The following is a 14,560-nucleotide window of genomic DNA, read 5'->3' as shown; positions in this document are numbered from 1 at the left end:
CAATGAAGGAATATTCGGCATACCTAACCTTTAATGATCTAGAAGCTACCGACGTTGAGAAGATAAAGAGGTTGGCTGAAGAGTATTCAGTCCAAGCTGATATTGGTTCAAACTATCTGGAGTTTGACTATGTGGGTAGAGACACTTCCAGGAATGTCGTGAAGTTCTTCTACTGTCTGTCTAAAGTTGTAGTGGACGCGGCCGGTGAAGTCGCTTGCGAGATCGTGAATGATGACGGGGATAATGAATTCGAGTTCTATTCCATTAGGAATGGTTTGTTGATCTGTCAAGTTGGAAAAATAATTAGAGAGGCTGGGCGGGTTGTCGAATTCTAAAAGGTATGAAAAAATGAACGCCTCGTCAGGATACGGAAACACCATTTTTTCGACCAAGCCAATATGGTTGAACTTAGAGCGCCTAACAAAACGCTCCGAGAATGCCACTTGGAGGGGGAGTATTCTGTTGATGAATGGTTCGAGCAGGGGATCCTGCTGCGCGGTATTCGTGATGGGGTCGACGTCATCACTCCGGAGGAACAGAAATGAAATTAGTCGACGACTTGAAAAGCGCACTTAGATCTGTGGATCCCGGAAAGGCGTGGTCCGAATATGCCTTGAAAGTGCTTTCGAGTGAGCCTTTCAATGCTCTTTCAAGTGATCCGGGAAGCGAAGGGGCTGGCTCTCTTGCGGCAACATTTACTATTCGTATCAAAAGTGCGCGTGAGGCTGGGTTAGAAGTGTCTGGCGCCCATGAGGTCGTTGACGCTATGAAGCGCCTTCCGCCCGACACTTCGATCAATGTGCTGGTGGTAAAAAGTGAACATTACTTGGTTCAAGGGTTCAGGCACGCGAGTTCCGGCGAGCTGCTGGGTTGCCTTGTATTGAAGCGGCTGCGGGATTCTAAATCCTGGCATGAGGCAGCCGGAAATCGATCACAAGGATGATGTGAAGAAGCCGGGCCAGCCAGTTTTGGACATCCAGAATTCAACGACATGGACGACGAAAGCCCCGCCCTGCGAGGCTTTCGCCGTTCTGTGCTACACGCGTGTTATCACGATCCGGCCGTTCTCAGCGCGAACATCGAGAAGGTCGTTCGGTGCGAACCCCGCGGCCACGAGCCAGCGACCGCGCAGGCGGATGTAGGGAACTTCTCGAACGGGGCCGTAGTGGTTCGAATCGAGAGGCGGATAGTGAACCGTACCGACATGAATGTGCTTCCGGATCGTGACGCGTGAGGTAATCTTGCGCTTAGCCATATCCACCTCTGTGTAAGTGGTTTGTGGTCAGCGAACGGCGTGGTTGGCGCCGCGCCGTTCGCGCTCTGCCCTTGCTGGCGATAGATCGCTGTGGGCGACCTTTCAGAGCCCCGCGCGCAGGCCGGTCAAGGATTCGCGCAGCGAACTTGCACAGTCCTTGACCGGCCGAGCACGGGGCTAAACTGCGACGACCATAGCGAGACTTGTATTGACCTCGACGCGCGAGCTTTGGCTTTTCGCGCCTGCGTGAAATCGACGGCGAAGGCCGTTCGACGACGCGCACGTTCGACAATCGCGACCGTCTGACGGTCGAGACCGCGCCGCTGGGCCGCGTCGTACGCGACGAGTACGACGGCAACGACGCGAAGACCGTGGAGACGCGCGAGAACCCGCGCGGTTCGGGCACGCAGGTGCGTCGCATCGCGTACGACGACGCGGGTCGTCCGACCACGACGACCGATGCGCAAGACGGCACGCGGCGCCAGACCTACGATCCGGCCGGCAATGTGCTCACGCGCACCGACGCGCGCGCGAACGTCACGACGCTGCGTTACGACGCGCGCAACAACCTCGTCGAACAGCTCGGTCCCGAAGCGGGCCAGCGCGTAGTGTTCGGCTACGACCGGCGCAACAACAAGACGAGCGAACGGCGCGCGAACGGTCGCGTGCTGGCGTATGCGTACGACAGCGCCGACCGCCTGACGCGCACCGACGACGAAGACGGTCTGGTCGAAGAGCGCGTGCTCGACGGCGACGGCCTCGTCACGCAGCAGCGCGACGCCGACGGCCGCCGCACGACGCAGACGTATGACGCGCTGCACCGCCCGCACACGCAGACGCTGCCGGGCGCGACGCCGCGCACGATCGTGACGGTGCACAACATCCACGGCGATCTCGAATCGCAGACCGATCCGCGCCACTTCGTCACGACGCATACGTACGACACGCTCGGCCGGCGCGTATCGACCGGGTATCCCGATGTCGACGGCGTAGCAGCGATCACGCGCACGACCTACGACAAGGTCGGCAACGTCGTCGCCAAAACCAACGGCCGCGGTCAGACGACGACCTACACGGTCAACGCGCTGAATCAGCGCGAGCGGCAGACCGATCCGACGACGCCGGACGGCGACTTCGAGCAGCGCTGGACGTACGACGCGCTCGGCAACGTGCTCACGCACGTCGACCGCCGCGGTGTGCTCAGCGTCACCGCGTACGACAAGGAAAACCGCGCGATCGGCCACGCGCGCGACGGGCGCATCCTCGACACGCTGACGCGCGATGCGGAAGGCAACGTGACGATGCTGCGCGACGCGCTGGGCCGCGAAACGCGCACGGTGTACGACAAGGCGAACCGCAAGACGCGCGAGACGCGGCCGCTTGAGGCGCAATCGTCGTGGACGTATACGCCCGAAGGCGATATCGAAACGGCGACCGACGCCGACGCGCGCACGACGAGCTACACGTACACGAAGCGGCGGTATCTCGAAACGCAGACGCTGGCCGGCGAGACGACGACGCACGCGTACAACGGCAGCGGCCAGCCGACGCAGCGGCAGCGGCCGAACGGCAAGACGTGGTTGTTCGGCTACGACGATGCGGGAAGGTTGAAGACGGTCGAAGATCCACTCGATCACGTCACGACGTACGGCTACGACGCGGCGAACAACCGCACGTCGATCGAGGACGCGAACCACCGAATCACGACGTTCGCGTACGACGCGCGCAACCGGCTCGCGGGCAAGACGTATCCGGGCGGCGCGGCATATGTGTGGAAGTACGATGCCGACGGAAACCAGATGTCGATCGACACGCCGAACGGTCGCACGATTGCGACGACGTACGACGCGCTCAACCGCGCGCTGACGACGACGTACAGCGGTGCCGGCCCGAACGAAGCGTCGCAGACGGTGCGGCACTACGACGGCAATGCGAACGTGACGAGCGTGGCCGAGACGATCGGCGGCGACACGCGAACGGAAACGCGGCGTTACGACGCGTTCGACCGGGTCGAGCGCGTAGTCGATGCCTACGGCCGCAGCGTGGACTACCGCTACGACGCGGTCGGCAACCGCACGCACCTCGTCGACCACGACGGCGCGGAAACGGTGTGGGGCTATGACGATCTGAACCGCAACACGGCGATCACGGTGCCGGGGCAGGGCACGACGGCACAGACGCAGACGAAGGCCGGCAAGCTCGCATCGATAACGCGGCCGGATGGCAGCAAGAGCGAATACGCGTACGACGACGCGGGGCGCATCGAATCGATCGCGCATACGAAGGCGGGCGAGACGATCGCGAGCTACGCGTATCGCTACGACTTGAACGGCAACCGGATCGAGCAGAAGGAAACGAACGGCGGCACGACAAACGGCGAGGCTATCACGGCGTATCGCTACGACGATGCCGATCGCCTGGACCGCGTGACCGAACCGGAACGCGTGACGAACTACGTGCTCGACGCAGTCGGCAATCGCACGCGCGAAACGGCGACGGCGAACGGGCAGCCGGTCAGCGACTCGATCCTCGGCTACAACGCGCGAGACCAGCTGACGAGCCGCGCGGACGCGGTGGCGAACGTCAACGTCGTGCAGACGTACGACGACAGCGGCAATCTCAAGACGCAGACGGGCAATGGAGTTCTGCGCACGTACGACTACGACGCGCGCGACCGCATGACGCAGATGCAGGAAGGCGCGAACGCACCGCTGACGTTCGACTACGACGCGCAGGGGATGCGGCTGGCGAAATCGCAGGGCACGCAGACGACGAAGTACCAGTACGACCAGACGAGCCTGCTGGCGGAGACGAACGCGATCGGCAATACGTTGAGCCGATATCACTACAGCGCGACGCAGTTGATCGGCGAAACGAAGGCGGGCACGACGCCGCAGCAGCGGCACTATCTGCTCGATGCGCTGAGAAGCCCGATTGCGTTGTTGACGCAGCAGGGGGCGGTGAGCGCCAGAACGCGCTATGACGCGTGGGGCGAGGTGATTGCGCAGCAGGGGACGAGCGGGCAGGTCGTCACGCCGCTGCGGGATCAGGCGAATGCGAATCTGGTGGCGATGGATGAGCAGCCGGTGGGGTTCACGGGGTACATCAAAGACTCGGAAAGCGGGCTGTACTACGCGAAGGCGCGGTATTACGACCCGGCGGTGGCGAGGTTTGCGACGGAAGACCCGGCGCACGGTGCGGATCTGGAACCGCCGAGCCTGCATCGGTACCTGTACGCGTATGCAAACCCGACGGTCTATGTCGATCGCTCAGGCCGCTGTGCGACACCACTCGTGTGTCGCATGATGGCTTACCATTTTGCGCCGGCCGCCGAGAAGGAGCGTGCGTTTCAGGCGATCTCGCCTAACACTGCGCGTGTTGCAGGCGGCGCAATGGCCGTTGCCGATACTGCAGAGAGTCTGGTTGCCGGGCCAGTTATTGCGGCGGCCACTTTTGGTCAGGCAGTTGCAGAGCAAGTCGGACTGGCCAGTGGCTACGAAGCCACGGATCGGCTCGGAAGCGCGGTCGACGGTGTAGTGCGTGCCGGCGGAGAAATCTATGACCAAGGGCCGTATGACTACGCGGTCAACAAGACTGCCGATCGCTTCATGGCGATTGACGAAGCTGGCAAGCGTGGTGACTACTTCGATCAGGGCAATTTGGTCGCCGACACAGGCATAACTGTAGCGTCGCTAGGTGCAGGCGGTGGAGGGCTGATTCGTGCGGGTGGGAAAAGTGTTGCGAATGCAGTCAGGCGATCAGTCGAGCGAAGCGAGGCCTTTTCCGTTCTTGAGTCAGCTCGCCAGGAAATCTTGCTGCAGCGAAAGCTTGATCTTAATCCCGATAATGATTTCAAGCTCGATCGCTCGGAAAGCTTCCTTTTCGATAGTGTCGATGAACAGGCCCAGTACGCTTCAAGCGCTATTCCTGGGCTCGAAAAAAGCAAGCGCGTGCTTTGCTTGATGCCGCATTTAAATCCGGAAAGAATATTCCCGTCGTATTGGGCGGAAGTCGTGTGCGTTCCTTCTTTGGAGAGGGGGCCTACAGAGCGGACAGTGATCTTGATATCGGTTTCGATGCAAATCTGAAGCGCAGGCAAGTGGAAAGTATTCTCGACGCATTCGATGAAAATGGTGTGTTAAATTCGGAAAGAGGAATTAGGATAACTACCGGAAACGAGCCGCCAAGCGGGCCGATAGGAAGGCCGCAGGACTTCTTTCAGCGAAGTGGTCTACGGAGATCCCTATCAGTTTCCGAGAAAGGTGCTTTCTTTAAACCGTCAGGGTATTTGTTGTTCGGCTCGGACGGGGGGTCGAAGTAAGTCCGCCGGGGAGGGAGTGATGATGATCGAAGCCATTAGGTGCGAGATAGATGGTGTCGTTGTTGATAGTAATTTGGTAGGGGTTGATACGTACGAGTTTGGGAGACGGATCCCACTAGAGTATGCAATGACGTTCTCGGTGGATATTAGTCGTTCTTGTGTCAATGAAAAATTTGGAGATTTCTACAAGAAATTCATTGAGAAAGAGTCAGAGGATGAAGGCTTCAACGAAGAGTTGAGCGGTGTCTATCTTGATCTCGTTAATGCGGGTTATCCGAGCTTGGAAAAAATGTTTGTTGAGCACTCTCTTCTGCTTGCTGATGTCATCTATAGAGTTTTGCCCGGCGAATTTATGGGATTCATATTTGGGAGTTCAAATTCTTTGTATGAAAAGAAATACATGCTACAAACCTTGTCTGGTGTTTATGCCGATCACGACTGGGTCAGATGCAAGGGCTTCGCGTTTTTAAACGTGGGATTTCAGAAAAAAAGGTAGGCGCCAATCTGCACGGTCATAAGTCGAGGTTGATTATTGAAAGCATCTGCATATTTTAATCTACCTAGTGGATATGGTTTCCGCTCAGAATTGCCGTTCTACACTGCGCAGATATTTCCGCAACTCTGGACACTCAAGGTTCTGAAAATTCCTACGCAACTCGACAGCAATCGCCTGATGCGTCGCCGCCCGAACGACATCACGCTGGAGGCATGACGATCGCCCGCATGTGACGCAACTCTGGGCACTCAAGTTTCGGAAAATTCCTGCGTAACTCGGCGGCAATCGCCCAATGCGCCGCCGCCAGAGTGACGGGGTCAATACCCCTCAAGGGCACCTCGAATAACCCCTTCGCGACAGCACAAACTCGCTGAAGCGACGATTCATGAGGCTGGACCGGGTGCGGCTACATAGATCATTGCCGCTCACTCGCCGCATCGCGGCGGCGGCGGCCCCTCACACGGGCACGATTCCGCGGTGCTGCAACCTCGCCAGATGCATCACGTTGTGCGTGATCACCTTCAACGCGATCATCATCCGCGCTCGTGCCAGACCGATCGTGCGGATGCACTTGCCGCCCATCTGCGCCAAGCGCGCGAACGGGTGCTCGCCGAACGCCCGCTGGCGCGCAATGCGTCGGTTGCGACGCCGCTGGGCCTGGCTCAGCGGTTTATCCGCCTGGCCCTTGCGCTGGATGCGATCTCGATAGCCCGCCTCACGTAGCGCGAGTTCGCGCGCCGCCTTCGCATAGCCGCGATCCGCGTAGACCGCCCGACTCGTGTTGGTCGCATCCAGAATCGACTCGAACACCGTCGTGTCGTTGACCGAGGCGCTCGTCACCTCGATACGGCGAATGAAGCCCCAGCGCCGATCCGTGTTCGCGTGCAGCTTGTAGCCGTAGTAGCTCTTGCCGTGCTTGATCGTCCAGCGCGCATCGACATCCTTCTGTTCGCGCTTGGCCTCGCTCCAGTCCGGCGGTACCTCGCCGCGACCGATCGCCTCGTTCTCATCGCGCCGGTTGCGCTGAATCGGCACCGTCACGATGCTCGCGTCGATGATCTGGCCACCCCGCGCAATGAATCCCGCCTGCGCAAGCTGCCGGCCCACCGCTTCGCTGATATCGCCGATCAGATCCTGCTTCTTGAGCCGCTCGCGCCATACCCACAACGTCTTGGCATCCGGCACTCGACCACTTTGCTCAAGACCGGCGAAGCGCTGGAAACTCGCCCGATCCAGCAACTGATACTCCATCGCATCGTCCGACAAGTTGTACAAGTTCTGCACAACCAGCAACCGGATCATCAGCTCCGTCGGATACGGCGGACGACCGCCGCGACCGGCATCGCCGATCACCAGCTTTGCATCGACCGCCTTGGCCAGCGCCGCGAAGTCGATGTGCCGATCCAACACTTGCAGCGGGTCGCCCGGCCGGTCGCGCTTGGCCGAGCGTTCTTCTCCGGCGAACAGGCTGATCATGCGTGGCTTACCTCGCTAGGGCGGCGGCTACGAACCTACGACAATGCGGGAAGGCAACTCTGGACACTCAAGGTTCGGAAAATTCCTGCGTAACTCGGCGGCAATCACCTGATGCACCGCCGCCAGAGTGACGGCACGCTGCAGGCATGACGATCGCCCGCATGCATATCGTTGACGCCCACGTCGCCGGCACCTACCACGTCGTTTCGCGCTGCGTTCGTCGCGCGTGGCTGTGCGGTCGTGATCCGGTGACGGGCAGCGACTTCTCACACCGCAAGCGGTGGATCGAGGAACGCATCGTCGCCTTGGCCGCGCAGTTCGCCGTAGCGGTCTACGCATACGCCGTGATGAGCAATCACGTTCACCTGGTCGTACGAACCGATCCCGAGGGTACGCAGCAGTGGAACGCGGAAACCGTCCTGCGTCGTTGGTTTGCGGTATCGCCACGCAAGCACGACATCAGCGAGACGCTGCAGCAGCGAATCGACGTCGGCGTCGGGAACGAAACGCAAATCGCCGAGTATCGATCGCGACTCGGCAGCCTCAGCTGGTTCATGCGAGCGCTGAACGAATCGATCGCCCGTGCGGCCAACCCCGAAGATGGCTGCAAAGGTCGATTCTGGGAAGGTCGGTTCCGTTGCCAGGCACTGCTCGACGACTCGGCAGTCCTGAGCGCAATGACGTATGTCGATCTGAATCCGCTTAGAGCGCGCATGGTCGACACGCCGGAAGCGGCGCAGAACGTGTCGTTCCGCCATCGCTTCGATGCAATCAAGCGAGCGAAAGCGCTCGACCGACCACTGCAGCCGATCGCGGGAGGCGGCCCGTCGTGCGGCGTCAGCGAAGTGGAATACTTGAAGCTTGTCGACGAAACCGGACGCATGATTCGCGGTGGCAAACCCGGCGCCATCGACCGATCATTGCCGAGCATTGTTCGGCGGCTGGGTCTATCGGAGAGTGCGTGGCTCGGCCAAGTGCAGGGCACGCAGTCGCGATACTGGCGTAAGCGCTCGGCCTCACCACCTTCCCCACAACCACATCAGCCGCGATAGTCAGCCCCAGCGGTGCGGCAGAAGTTCGGCGACGCGCCGATCGGGATGTGTCGGCAGGCGGGTCAGCACATCCTTGAGATACGCGTAAGGCTCATGGCCGTTCTGCCTGGCGGTGGCGATCAGGCTCATGATCGCGGCGGCACGCTCGCCGGCGGCTTTGGAGCCTGCGAACAGCCAGTTCTTGCGACCCACGGCGATGGGCCGGATCGAACGCTCGACCGGGTTGTTGTCGATGGGCAGCGAAGCGTTGTCGACGTAGCGCACGAGCGCCGGCCAGCGCTTGCGGGTATGCGCGAGCGCTTTGGCGAGGCCGCTGTTGGGTGAAGCGGCAGACAACAGGTTGTCGATCCATTGCTTGAACGCATCGAGCACCGGTTGCGCATCGCGTTGTCGTCGGGCAAGCCGTTCGGGCGGATCCAGACCTTTGATCTCGGCTTCGATCCGGTACAGCTCGGCGATGTAGCGCAATGCCGGTTCAGCGTGCGCGCTGGCCTTCGCCGCATGCAACTCGAAGAACAGGCGGCGAATATGCGCCCAGCAGCCCACTTCGGTGATGTTTTCTGCAAAAAGGGCTTTGTAACCCGCGTAGTCGTCCACGACGAGATGGCCACGGAAGGCGCCGAGGAAGTTCTTGGCATGTTCGCCGCTGCGACTGGTGCAGAAGTCGAAGATCGTGATCGGCGGTCCGTCCGTGGCGCAGTAGGCAAACAGATACGCACGTGCTGTCTTGCCCGCGCCCGGATCGAGCAGCGCAACCGGCGTTTCGTCCGCGTGGATCACCGGGCGCTGCAACAGATCGGCCTTCATCGCAGACACCAGCGGCATCAGCGCGACGCCGGCGGCACCGGTCCAGTCGGCCAGGGTCGAACGGGCCAGTTCCACGCCGCTGCGCTGGTAGATCTGCTGCTGGCGATACAGCGGCAGGTGATCGGCGTACTTGCTGATCAGCACGTGTGCCAGAAGGCCCGGCGCCGGTCGGCCACGTTCGATCACGCTCGCCTGGCTCGGAGCGGCCGTCACCGTCTCGCACGCGCGACACGCGTACTTCGGATAGATGTGGCGGCGCACGAAGAACTCGGCCGGCTTGCAGTCGAGCTGCTCGGTGACGTCTTCGCCCATCGGCGTCAGCGCGTTGCCGCACTGCGTGCACGTGCACGAGGCGGGCTCGTGACGAACCTCCTCGCGCGGCAGGTGTTCCGGCAACGGCAGGCGCTTGGGCTGGCGCCGCGGTGCAGACGGCGATTCCTTGAGCGTCTCCAGCTCCGTCTGTATCGCGACGATGTCTTCTTCGAGCGACTCCTCGAACAGCTGCCGCTGGGCCGGGTCGAGTTGTTCGGAACGGCGGCCGTACAGGGCGCGGTTCATCGCCGCCATCTGTGCTTCGAGAACCTTGATGCGCGCGGCGCGGTAAGCGCCGACCGCTGCCATCTCGGTAATCTGTGCATCGCGCTGGGCAATGAGGGCATCGCGGTCAGCCAACGCAGCCAGCGCTTCGCGCAACCGCGTTTGCAGATCGTCGTTGGTCGATGCATCAACACTCATGCGCCGATTGTAAAGTTATACCAGCGCGCCGGCCAGCGGTTTTGCGCACAATCGATGCCAGTCCACACCCGTGCATAACCACGCGAACGACTGCGCGTCGATCTCGCAGACGCGATCGCTGCTGCGCGGCCAGATGAAGCGGCCTTCGCGCAAGCGCCGCACGCACATCCACACGCCGCTGCCGTCGGCGCAGATCACCTTGATCCGCGTGGCGCTGCGATTGCGGAACACGTACGCGCCACCGGCGAGTCCGTCGTGACCGAACTGCATCGCAATCGCCGTCAACAAGCCATCCATGCCACGACGCAGATCGATCGGCTCCACCGCGATCCACCATGACGTCGGGCTCAACATGCCAAGGTCTCGCGGATCAATGCAGCGAGCCAGCGTGGATCCGTTCCGACCGGCACGGCGATACGCCAGGCGCCATGCTGCAACTCGATGGTCGCCGGCAGTGTGTTGCCGACCACGCGGACCGGCACCAGAGCTTGCCCAGGCGTGCTCGACTTGCGCTTGAGCAGGTAGCTCCAATGCGCCAACGTCAACGCATTGATACCAAGCTTGGCGCCATATTGCTTCTGCGTCAGGCCGCTCGATCGCCACGCTTCAACGTGACGACGCCAGAATGCTTCGGTCTTCGATGCTTGCACGTTTGGCGCTCTGAGAAGGTGAGCGACAAGCATTGCTCTGATGATCGGGTTCGAGAATGTGGCGGCGCCGGACGCTTACGATGAAGTGCGGGATATGTTTTTTCGTTCGTTCTTGTGGAAAAGTCCGGAGGGCGGGAGGGCGGGTGTTAGTGATGAAAATTATGAAAACAGGGTTTGGGCGGATAGCCCGTACACCTCTTGGACGCGTAGAAAGGAATATGCTCTCGCCCGGGCCGGAGAAAACGGCGTAGTACTTAGGGTCGAGGCCGGTGCTCCGCCTCCTGGAGTGCAATGGCGCTGGGAGACTTCTCCCGACTACTATCAGGAGGACGAGCTCCTGTTGCGCGGGGTTCGAGAAGGTTGCTGTGTTTTGGCGCCGAGGTGAAATGGTGATCAGCAAAGAACGCTTGGTGGTTGAGCTCAAGCGGTTCCCGAGAGTGTCTTGGGCAACTGAAGCGGCTGCTATTCTGGAAGATTACGAGTTGCGAAGACTGGGGCCAACCTCCTTTTCGGGGAGTGGTCGCGATCTTGTTCCTTCGCTCAAGCGTCGTTTGGAAGTGTCGAAGCTTACCGGCGCCCGTCTTGAAGGGATCAGGGAACTGATCGAAGCGCTTGAGGGGCTTCCAAGGGATCTTCGTGTTTCGGAATTTGCTTTTGTCGATGAGCGACATTCGATCATCGGAGTTGCAGGTGAAAGCGACGACCTGATCGGTTGCATCGTCATAACGAAGCGTCTTGACTGATCAGTACGCGAACCGGTTTCGGACCACCGAAATTCATCGTAGGCGGTCATTGTTTCCCGTCTATACGCACACCCACCAAGGCATGCGGATACTGGTGCAACCGGGTAGCTTGGACCGCTTCCAGCCATTGCTCCAGAATTCCGAGTACGTGCAATGCTTGAGTGTCCAAAATTCAATTGCGGAAAAATTCCGCGCGTTCCCGTACTCATGATTTTATAAAATGAAGAAGCTCGGCGAAGTCGATCACCCAGATGACCCTCTGAAGCGAGTCATGAGGGATTTTTTGCATGTCGAATGGTGTTGTGTAGATGATCTCAGGGACAAGATACGATCGAGTGAATTGGGTTTGGATATTGACGCGCTTCGGAAACAGTTCTTGCAATTGATCAGTAACGACGAGGTTCCACTGCAAGATATTAATGATCTTACCGCAAACGAGTTCGAGGATGCCGGCGAAGTAAAAAAATGGGCGGAAGGAATTTATCGTAGGGTTTTCGATGTTGAACGCAGCTGACACGCTAACGAGATAGCGCCGGGTTTGGGTGTACGGAATGCAACGACATGGACACAACTCTGGCGACGCAACTTCGGATGGCGCAACTCCGGACACTCAAGGTTCAGAAAATTCGTGGCGCAACTCCGGGCATTCAAGGTTCGGAAAATTCGTGCGTGGCTCGGCGGCAATCACCTGATGCGCCGCCGCCAGAATGACGTCACGTCGTAGGCATGACGATCGCCGGCATGCACTGACCCAAAGCTTGGGTGTCCAGAATTTCTTCGAGTCATACTCAACGGATCGACCGATCAGTCTTTCTGAAATACTTGGAGAAAATCAAGGTGTTTGGAATGGTCTGTGTGTGCGGTTTATCATGACGAGTAGGGGTTGAAATGCGCTATGCGGATCTTTCTGATTACGTTCGCGTAAATCCAATTTCCAAGATTAAGAACATTGGGTGGTTGGAGTCTGGTTTTGAGTATGAATTTGGGGCGGTTTCGGATCTCGCGCTGCGTAATTTGCGAGAGATCGGTCGAGCTTCCTATCCGAGGCTGTATACGTTTAATCGTATGCGGGGCTACCACTATTGTTCTATTTGTGCTGTCGAGAAATTCTCGGGGGAGGCTGACAGGCCAAAGGGGAATGGCGAGATATTGGTGCCGGACAAAACGAACTTAGGCTCGTACTTTGCGGCTCCTGCGCTAATAGTCCATTATGTAGAAAATCACGCGTACTGCCCCCCGGACGAATTTGTCCGATCTGTCGAATGTATTGATCTTGCTTGTGAGTTTGATGCGGAGATCGCTTTTGACGCACTGCGTCTGACTCATGAGCAGATGGTGAAGCTCTACAAGTCATTTGCAGATCAATACAGGGAAATTGATCAGCCAGAGTATTCGAAGTACAGACGCTGGCTTGAGGCTCACCGACTTCTCTAGAGTTGCGATGCAAATCTGGACGCTTACGATTCGGAACGCTGGGTCAATACGCTCAACTTGCTGCGGAACGCTCAACGACGCTTTCGAACTCAAGCTTGAGACGATCGAGCACGCCAGCCACAAGAATGAGTTCCGCTTGCGCAGCATGGATCGCCGCACGCTCTTCTTCCGTCTTGCGCTTCTTGCGCCCGAACTCATCGACCATTCTCGACACGGAATCTTTCCGAGCCTCGTAGGCATTCAACGCGAGCATGTACCGAATGACGGCATCTGCTTGCGGGTCCGCGCTCGCCTGAAGGAGCGACTGCTCCAGCCGGGCGACGATCTCGGCCGTCAACGAACGGCCTGACTTCTCCATCGCCTTGTCGAGTCTGTCGCGCAGTTCGGCGGGAATCCGAATGTTGATTTGTGGTTGATCTCTGGCCATGACGCGCAGTGTCTCAGCACGAGTGCTTTACATCTACGAAGCACCAGTGCTACAAAGCACTAGTGCTTCATAGATTCCTCCCCCAACGAAGGAGAAGTGCCGTGCTCGATTCCGAACCCAGCATCACCGACTTGATTGTCCGTCCCGCTTCCGACGCGCCTCTCGATGCTGACCGCATTTGGCATGCGGCCGAGTCCGGTCGCACCTGTCTGCTTGAAGGTTTGCGCGTCGCGAGCACCATGCTTTGGCGCATTGCCAGGATGTGGAGAATCCGATCGACCCCGACGATCTTGCGAGCTTCGCGTGGCTGATGTCCTACGTGGTCGAACTGGTAGGTGCGCTGGAATCTTGCCGAGCCGGCTTCGAGAGCGAACTGAGCGAGTAGGCAAGAACGTTGACTTCCCGCGTCATCGACGCCACTATCACAGCGAGTCCCAAATTGGGACTGGTCGGAGCCCATGAAGATCGTTTCGATCGCGAAGCTCAGGGAGTTTTGGGAGCGTCATCCCGATGCCGAGCAGCCCTTGAAAGCCTGGTGCGACGAAGCCAGGAGCGCCGTTTGGCGTACGCCGAACGACATCAAGCACTATTACCGTTCGGCCAGCATCCTCAAGAACCGGCGCGTCGTGTTCAACATCAAGGGCAACGACTATCGACTCATCGTCGCCGTGGCGTACGAATTCGGCGCCGCCTACATCAAGTTCATCGGTACGCATCAGCAGTACGACGACATCGACGCCAACACCGTTTCCCAAGAGTAATCCCATGAACATCCGACCGATCCACACCGACGACGACTATCGCGCCGCCTTGCGCGAAGCGTCCGCGATGTTCGACGACCAGCCTGAGCCCGGGTCGGAGCGCGGCGACTACTTCGAGATTCTGACGACGCTCATCGAGGCCTACGAGGCCAAGACTTTTCCGATCGACTTGCCCGATCCGATCGAAGCCATCAAGTTCCGCATGGAGCAACTGGGCCTGTCGCCGAAGGACCTCGCACCCGCCATCGGCAAGCCCAATCGCGTCTACGAAGTGCTGTCCGGCAAACGCCGTCTGACGTTGAAGATGGTGTGGCGCCTGCACTCGGATTTCGGCATTCCTGCTGCGAGCCTCATCGCGCCGCCGAAGCGGACTCGTGTGGCCTGATCGGCTCGGCGTCAGAGA

Annotated in this window: 16 protein-coding genes; 10 read left to right on the top strand and 6 right to left on the bottom strand. The window is 59.3% G+C overall.

Translation table 11 applies throughout. The features are described from left to right. Positions 1–2 precede the first annotated feature (2 nt). Both OD750_RS14470 and OD750_RS14465 read left to right on the top strand, forming a co-directional pair. Positions 3–335: a hypothetical protein gene (locus OD750_RS14470; protein ID WP_263544599.1), complete on the top strand. Its 333-nt coding sequence runs from the start codon at positions 3–5 to the stop codon at positions 333–335. A gap of 206 nt (positions 336–541) precedes the next feature. Beyond that, positions 542–943, top strand: coding sequence for a hypothetical protein (locus OD750_RS14465; protein ID WP_263544598.1), 402 nt, complete (start codon positions 542–544; stop codon positions 941–943). A gap of 93 nt (positions 944–1,036) precedes the next feature. Here OD750_RS14465 and OD750_RS27505 read toward each other — a convergent pair whose 3' ends face one another. Next, positions 1,037–1,255, bottom strand: a complete 219-nt coding sequence (locus tag OD750_RS27505) for a SymE family type I addiction module toxin (protein ID WP_425508231.1) — start codon at positions 1,253–1,255, stop codon at positions 1,037–1,039. 371 nt (positions 1,256–1,626) lie between these two features. On the opposite strand from OD750_RS27505, the gene OD750_RS14460 reads away from it, so the two are divergent. Both OD750_RS14460 and OD750_RS14455 read left to right on the top strand, forming a co-directional pair. Next, positions 1,627–5,343: an RHS repeat-associated core domain-containing protein gene (locus OD750_RS14460; protein ID WP_263544597.1), complete on the top strand. Its 3,717-nt coding sequence runs from the start codon at positions 1,627–1,629 to the stop codon at positions 5,341–5,343. 252 nt (positions 5,344–5,595) lie between these two features. Beyond that, the gene (locus tag OD750_RS14455; protein WP_263544596.1) at positions 5,596–6,072 is read left to right on the top strand and encodes a hypothetical protein; all 477 of its coding nucleotides are present in this window, start codon (positions 5,596–5,598) and stop codon (positions 6,070–6,072) included. 456 nt (positions 6,073–6,528) lie between these two features. Here the strand turns inward: OD750_RS14455 and OD750_RS14450 are convergent, their stop codons facing one another. Next, positions 6,529–7,548 (bottom strand): IS5 family transposase, encoded by a 1,020-nt coding sequence (locus tag OD750_RS14450; RefSeq protein ID WP_272841986.1) that lies wholly within the window; start codon positions 7,546–7,548, stop codon positions 6,529–6,531. A gap of 146 nt (positions 7,549–7,694) precedes the next feature. Here OD750_RS14450 and OD750_RS14445 point away from each other — a divergent pair, with 146 nt between their 5' ends. After that, entirely contained in the window at positions 7,695–8,600 is a 906-nt protein-coding gene (locus OD750_RS14445; RefSeq protein ID WP_272841985.1) for a transposase, read from the top strand. On the opposite strand, the gene tnpC is transcribed toward OD750_RS14445, so the two are convergent. The 3 genes from tnpC to tnpA are packed head-to-tail and all read right to left on the bottom strand — an operon-like array spanning position 8,601 to position 10,792. Continuing rightward, complete coding sequence (gene tnpC, locus OD750_RS14440; RefSeq protein ID WP_425508230.1) at positions 8,601–10,142, bottom strand: IS66 family transposase; 1,542 nt, start codon at positions 10,140–10,142, stop codon at positions 8,601–8,603. A gap of 15 nt (positions 10,143–10,157) precedes the next feature. Then, positions 10,158–10,496 carry an IS66 family insertion sequence element accessory protein TnpB gene (gene tnpB / locus OD750_RS14435; protein WP_263542429.1) on the bottom strand — a complete coding sequence of 113 codons (339 nt, stop codon included), beginning with the start codon at positions 10,494–10,496 and terminating at the stop codon, positions 10,158–10,160. Continuing rightward, the gene (tnpA, locus tag OD750_RS14430) at positions 10,490–10,792 is read right to left on the bottom strand and encodes an IS66 family insertion sequence element accessory protein TnpA (protein WP_263542428.1); all 303 of its coding nucleotides are present in this window, start codon (positions 10,790–10,792) and stop codon (positions 10,490–10,492) included. The genes tnpB and tnpA overlap by 7 nt, the downstream gene beginning before the upstream one ends. A gap of 386 nt (positions 10,793–11,178) precedes the next feature. Here tnpA and OD750_RS14425 point away from each other — a divergent pair, with 386 nt between their 5' ends. The 3 genes from OD750_RS14425 (at position 11,179) to OD750_RS14415 (ending at position 12,969) form a co-directional block, all read left to right on the top strand. After that, positions 11,179–11,535, top strand: coding sequence for a hypothetical protein (locus tag OD750_RS14425; protein WP_272841984.1), 357 nt, complete (start codon positions 11,179–11,181; stop codon positions 11,533–11,535). Between the two features lie 220 nt (positions 11,536–11,755). Beyond that, positions 11,756–12,049 carry a hypothetical protein gene (locus tag OD750_RS14420; protein WP_263542426.1) on the top strand — a complete coding sequence of 98 codons (294 nt, stop codon included), beginning with the start codon at positions 11,756–11,758 and terminating at the stop codon, positions 12,047–12,049. Between the two features lie 374 nt (positions 12,050–12,423). Next, positions 12,424–12,969 carry a DUF7919 family protein gene (locus OD750_RS14415; RefSeq protein ID WP_263542425.1) on the top strand — a complete coding sequence of 182 codons (546 nt, stop codon included), beginning with the start codon at positions 12,424–12,426 and terminating at the stop codon, positions 12,967–12,969. A gap of 52 nt (positions 12,970–13,021) precedes the next feature. Here OD750_RS14415 and OD750_RS14410 read toward each other — a convergent pair whose 3' ends face one another. Further along, on the bottom strand, positions 13,022–13,396 hold the full coding sequence (locus OD750_RS14410) for an Arc family DNA-binding protein (RefSeq protein ID WP_263542424.1): 375 nt from the start codon (positions 13,394–13,396) through the stop codon (positions 13,022–13,024). 458 nt (positions 13,397–13,854) lie between these two features. On the opposite strand from OD750_RS14410, the gene OD750_RS14405 reads away from it, so the two are divergent. Further along, positions 13,855–14,157: a type II toxin-antitoxin system HigB family toxin gene (locus OD750_RS14405; RefSeq protein ID WP_263542423.1), complete on the top strand. Its 303-nt coding sequence runs from the start codon at positions 13,855–13,857 to the stop codon at positions 14,155–14,157. A 4-nt stretch (positions 14,158–14,161) separates the two neighbouring features. Continuing rightward, on the top strand, positions 14,162–14,542 hold the full coding sequence (locus OD750_RS14400; protein ID WP_263542422.1) for a helix-turn-helix domain-containing protein: 381 nt from the start codon (positions 14,162–14,164) through the stop codon (positions 14,540–14,542). Positions 14,543–14,560: the final 18 nt, after the last annotated feature.

The organism is Tahibacter soli (assembly GCF_025717065.2).
GTDB classification, from domain to species: Bacteria; Pseudomonadota; Gammaproteobacteria; order Xanthomonadales; family Rhodanobacteraceae; genus Tahibacter; species Tahibacter soli.
The sequence above is the reverse complement of the archived record's forward strand: the minus strand, read 5'-3'. Positions and strand labels throughout refer to the sequence as shown.

Bases quoted from the DNA above. Each gene is read 5' to 3' on its own strand.
- OD750_RS14470 (WP_263544599.1), top strand. From the start codon at position 3: ATGAAGGAATATTCGGCATACCTAACCTTTAATGATCTAGAAGCTACC.
- OD750_RS14465 (WP_263544598.1), top strand. From the start codon at position 542: ATGAAATTAGTCGACGACTTGAAAAGCGCACTTAGATCTGTGGATCCC.
- OD750_RS27505 (WP_425508231.1), bottom strand. From the start codon at position 1,255: ATGGCTAAGCGCAAGATTACCTCACGCGTCACGATCCGGAAGCACATT.
- OD750_RS14455 (WP_263544596.1), top strand. From the start codon at position 5,596: ATGATGATCGAAGCCATTAGGTGCGAGATAGATGGTGTCGTTGTTGAT.
- OD750_RS14450 (WP_272841986.1), bottom strand. From the start codon at position 7,548: ATGATCAGCCTGTTCGCCGGAGAAGAACGCTCGGCCAAGCGCGACCGG.
- OD750_RS14445 (WP_272841985.1), top strand. From the start codon at position 7,695: ATGACGATCGCCCGCATGCATATCGTTGACGCCCACGTCGCCGGCACC.
- tnpC (WP_425508230.1), bottom strand. From the start codon at position 10,142: ATGAGTGTTGATGCATCGACCAACGACGATCTGCAAACGCGGTTGCGC.
- tnpB (WP_263542429.1), bottom strand. From the start codon at position 10,496: ATGTTGAGCCCGACGTCATGGTGGATCGCGGTGGAGCCGATCGATCTG.
- OD750_RS14425 (WP_272841984.1), top strand. From the start codon at position 11,179: ATGGTGATCAGCAAAGAACGCTTGGTGGTTGAGCTCAAGCGGTTCCCG.
- OD750_RS14420 (WP_263542426.1), top strand. From the start codon at position 11,756: ATGAAGAAGCTCGGCGAAGTCGATCACCCAGATGACCCTCTGAAGCGA.
- OD750_RS14415 (WP_263542425.1), top strand. From the start codon at position 12,424: ATGCGCTATGCGGATCTTTCTGATTACGTTCGCGTAAATCCAATTTCC.
- OD750_RS14410 (WP_263542424.1), bottom strand. From the start codon at position 13,396: ATGGCCAGAGATCAACCACAAATCAACATTCGGATTCCCGCCGAACTG.
- OD750_RS14405 (WP_263542423.1), top strand. From the start codon at position 13,855: ATGAAGATCGTTTCGATCGCGAAGCTCAGGGAGTTTTGGGAGCGTCAT.
- OD750_RS14400 (WP_263542422.1), top strand. From the start codon at position 14,162: ATGAACATCCGACCGATCCACACCGACGACGACTATCGCGCCGCCTTG.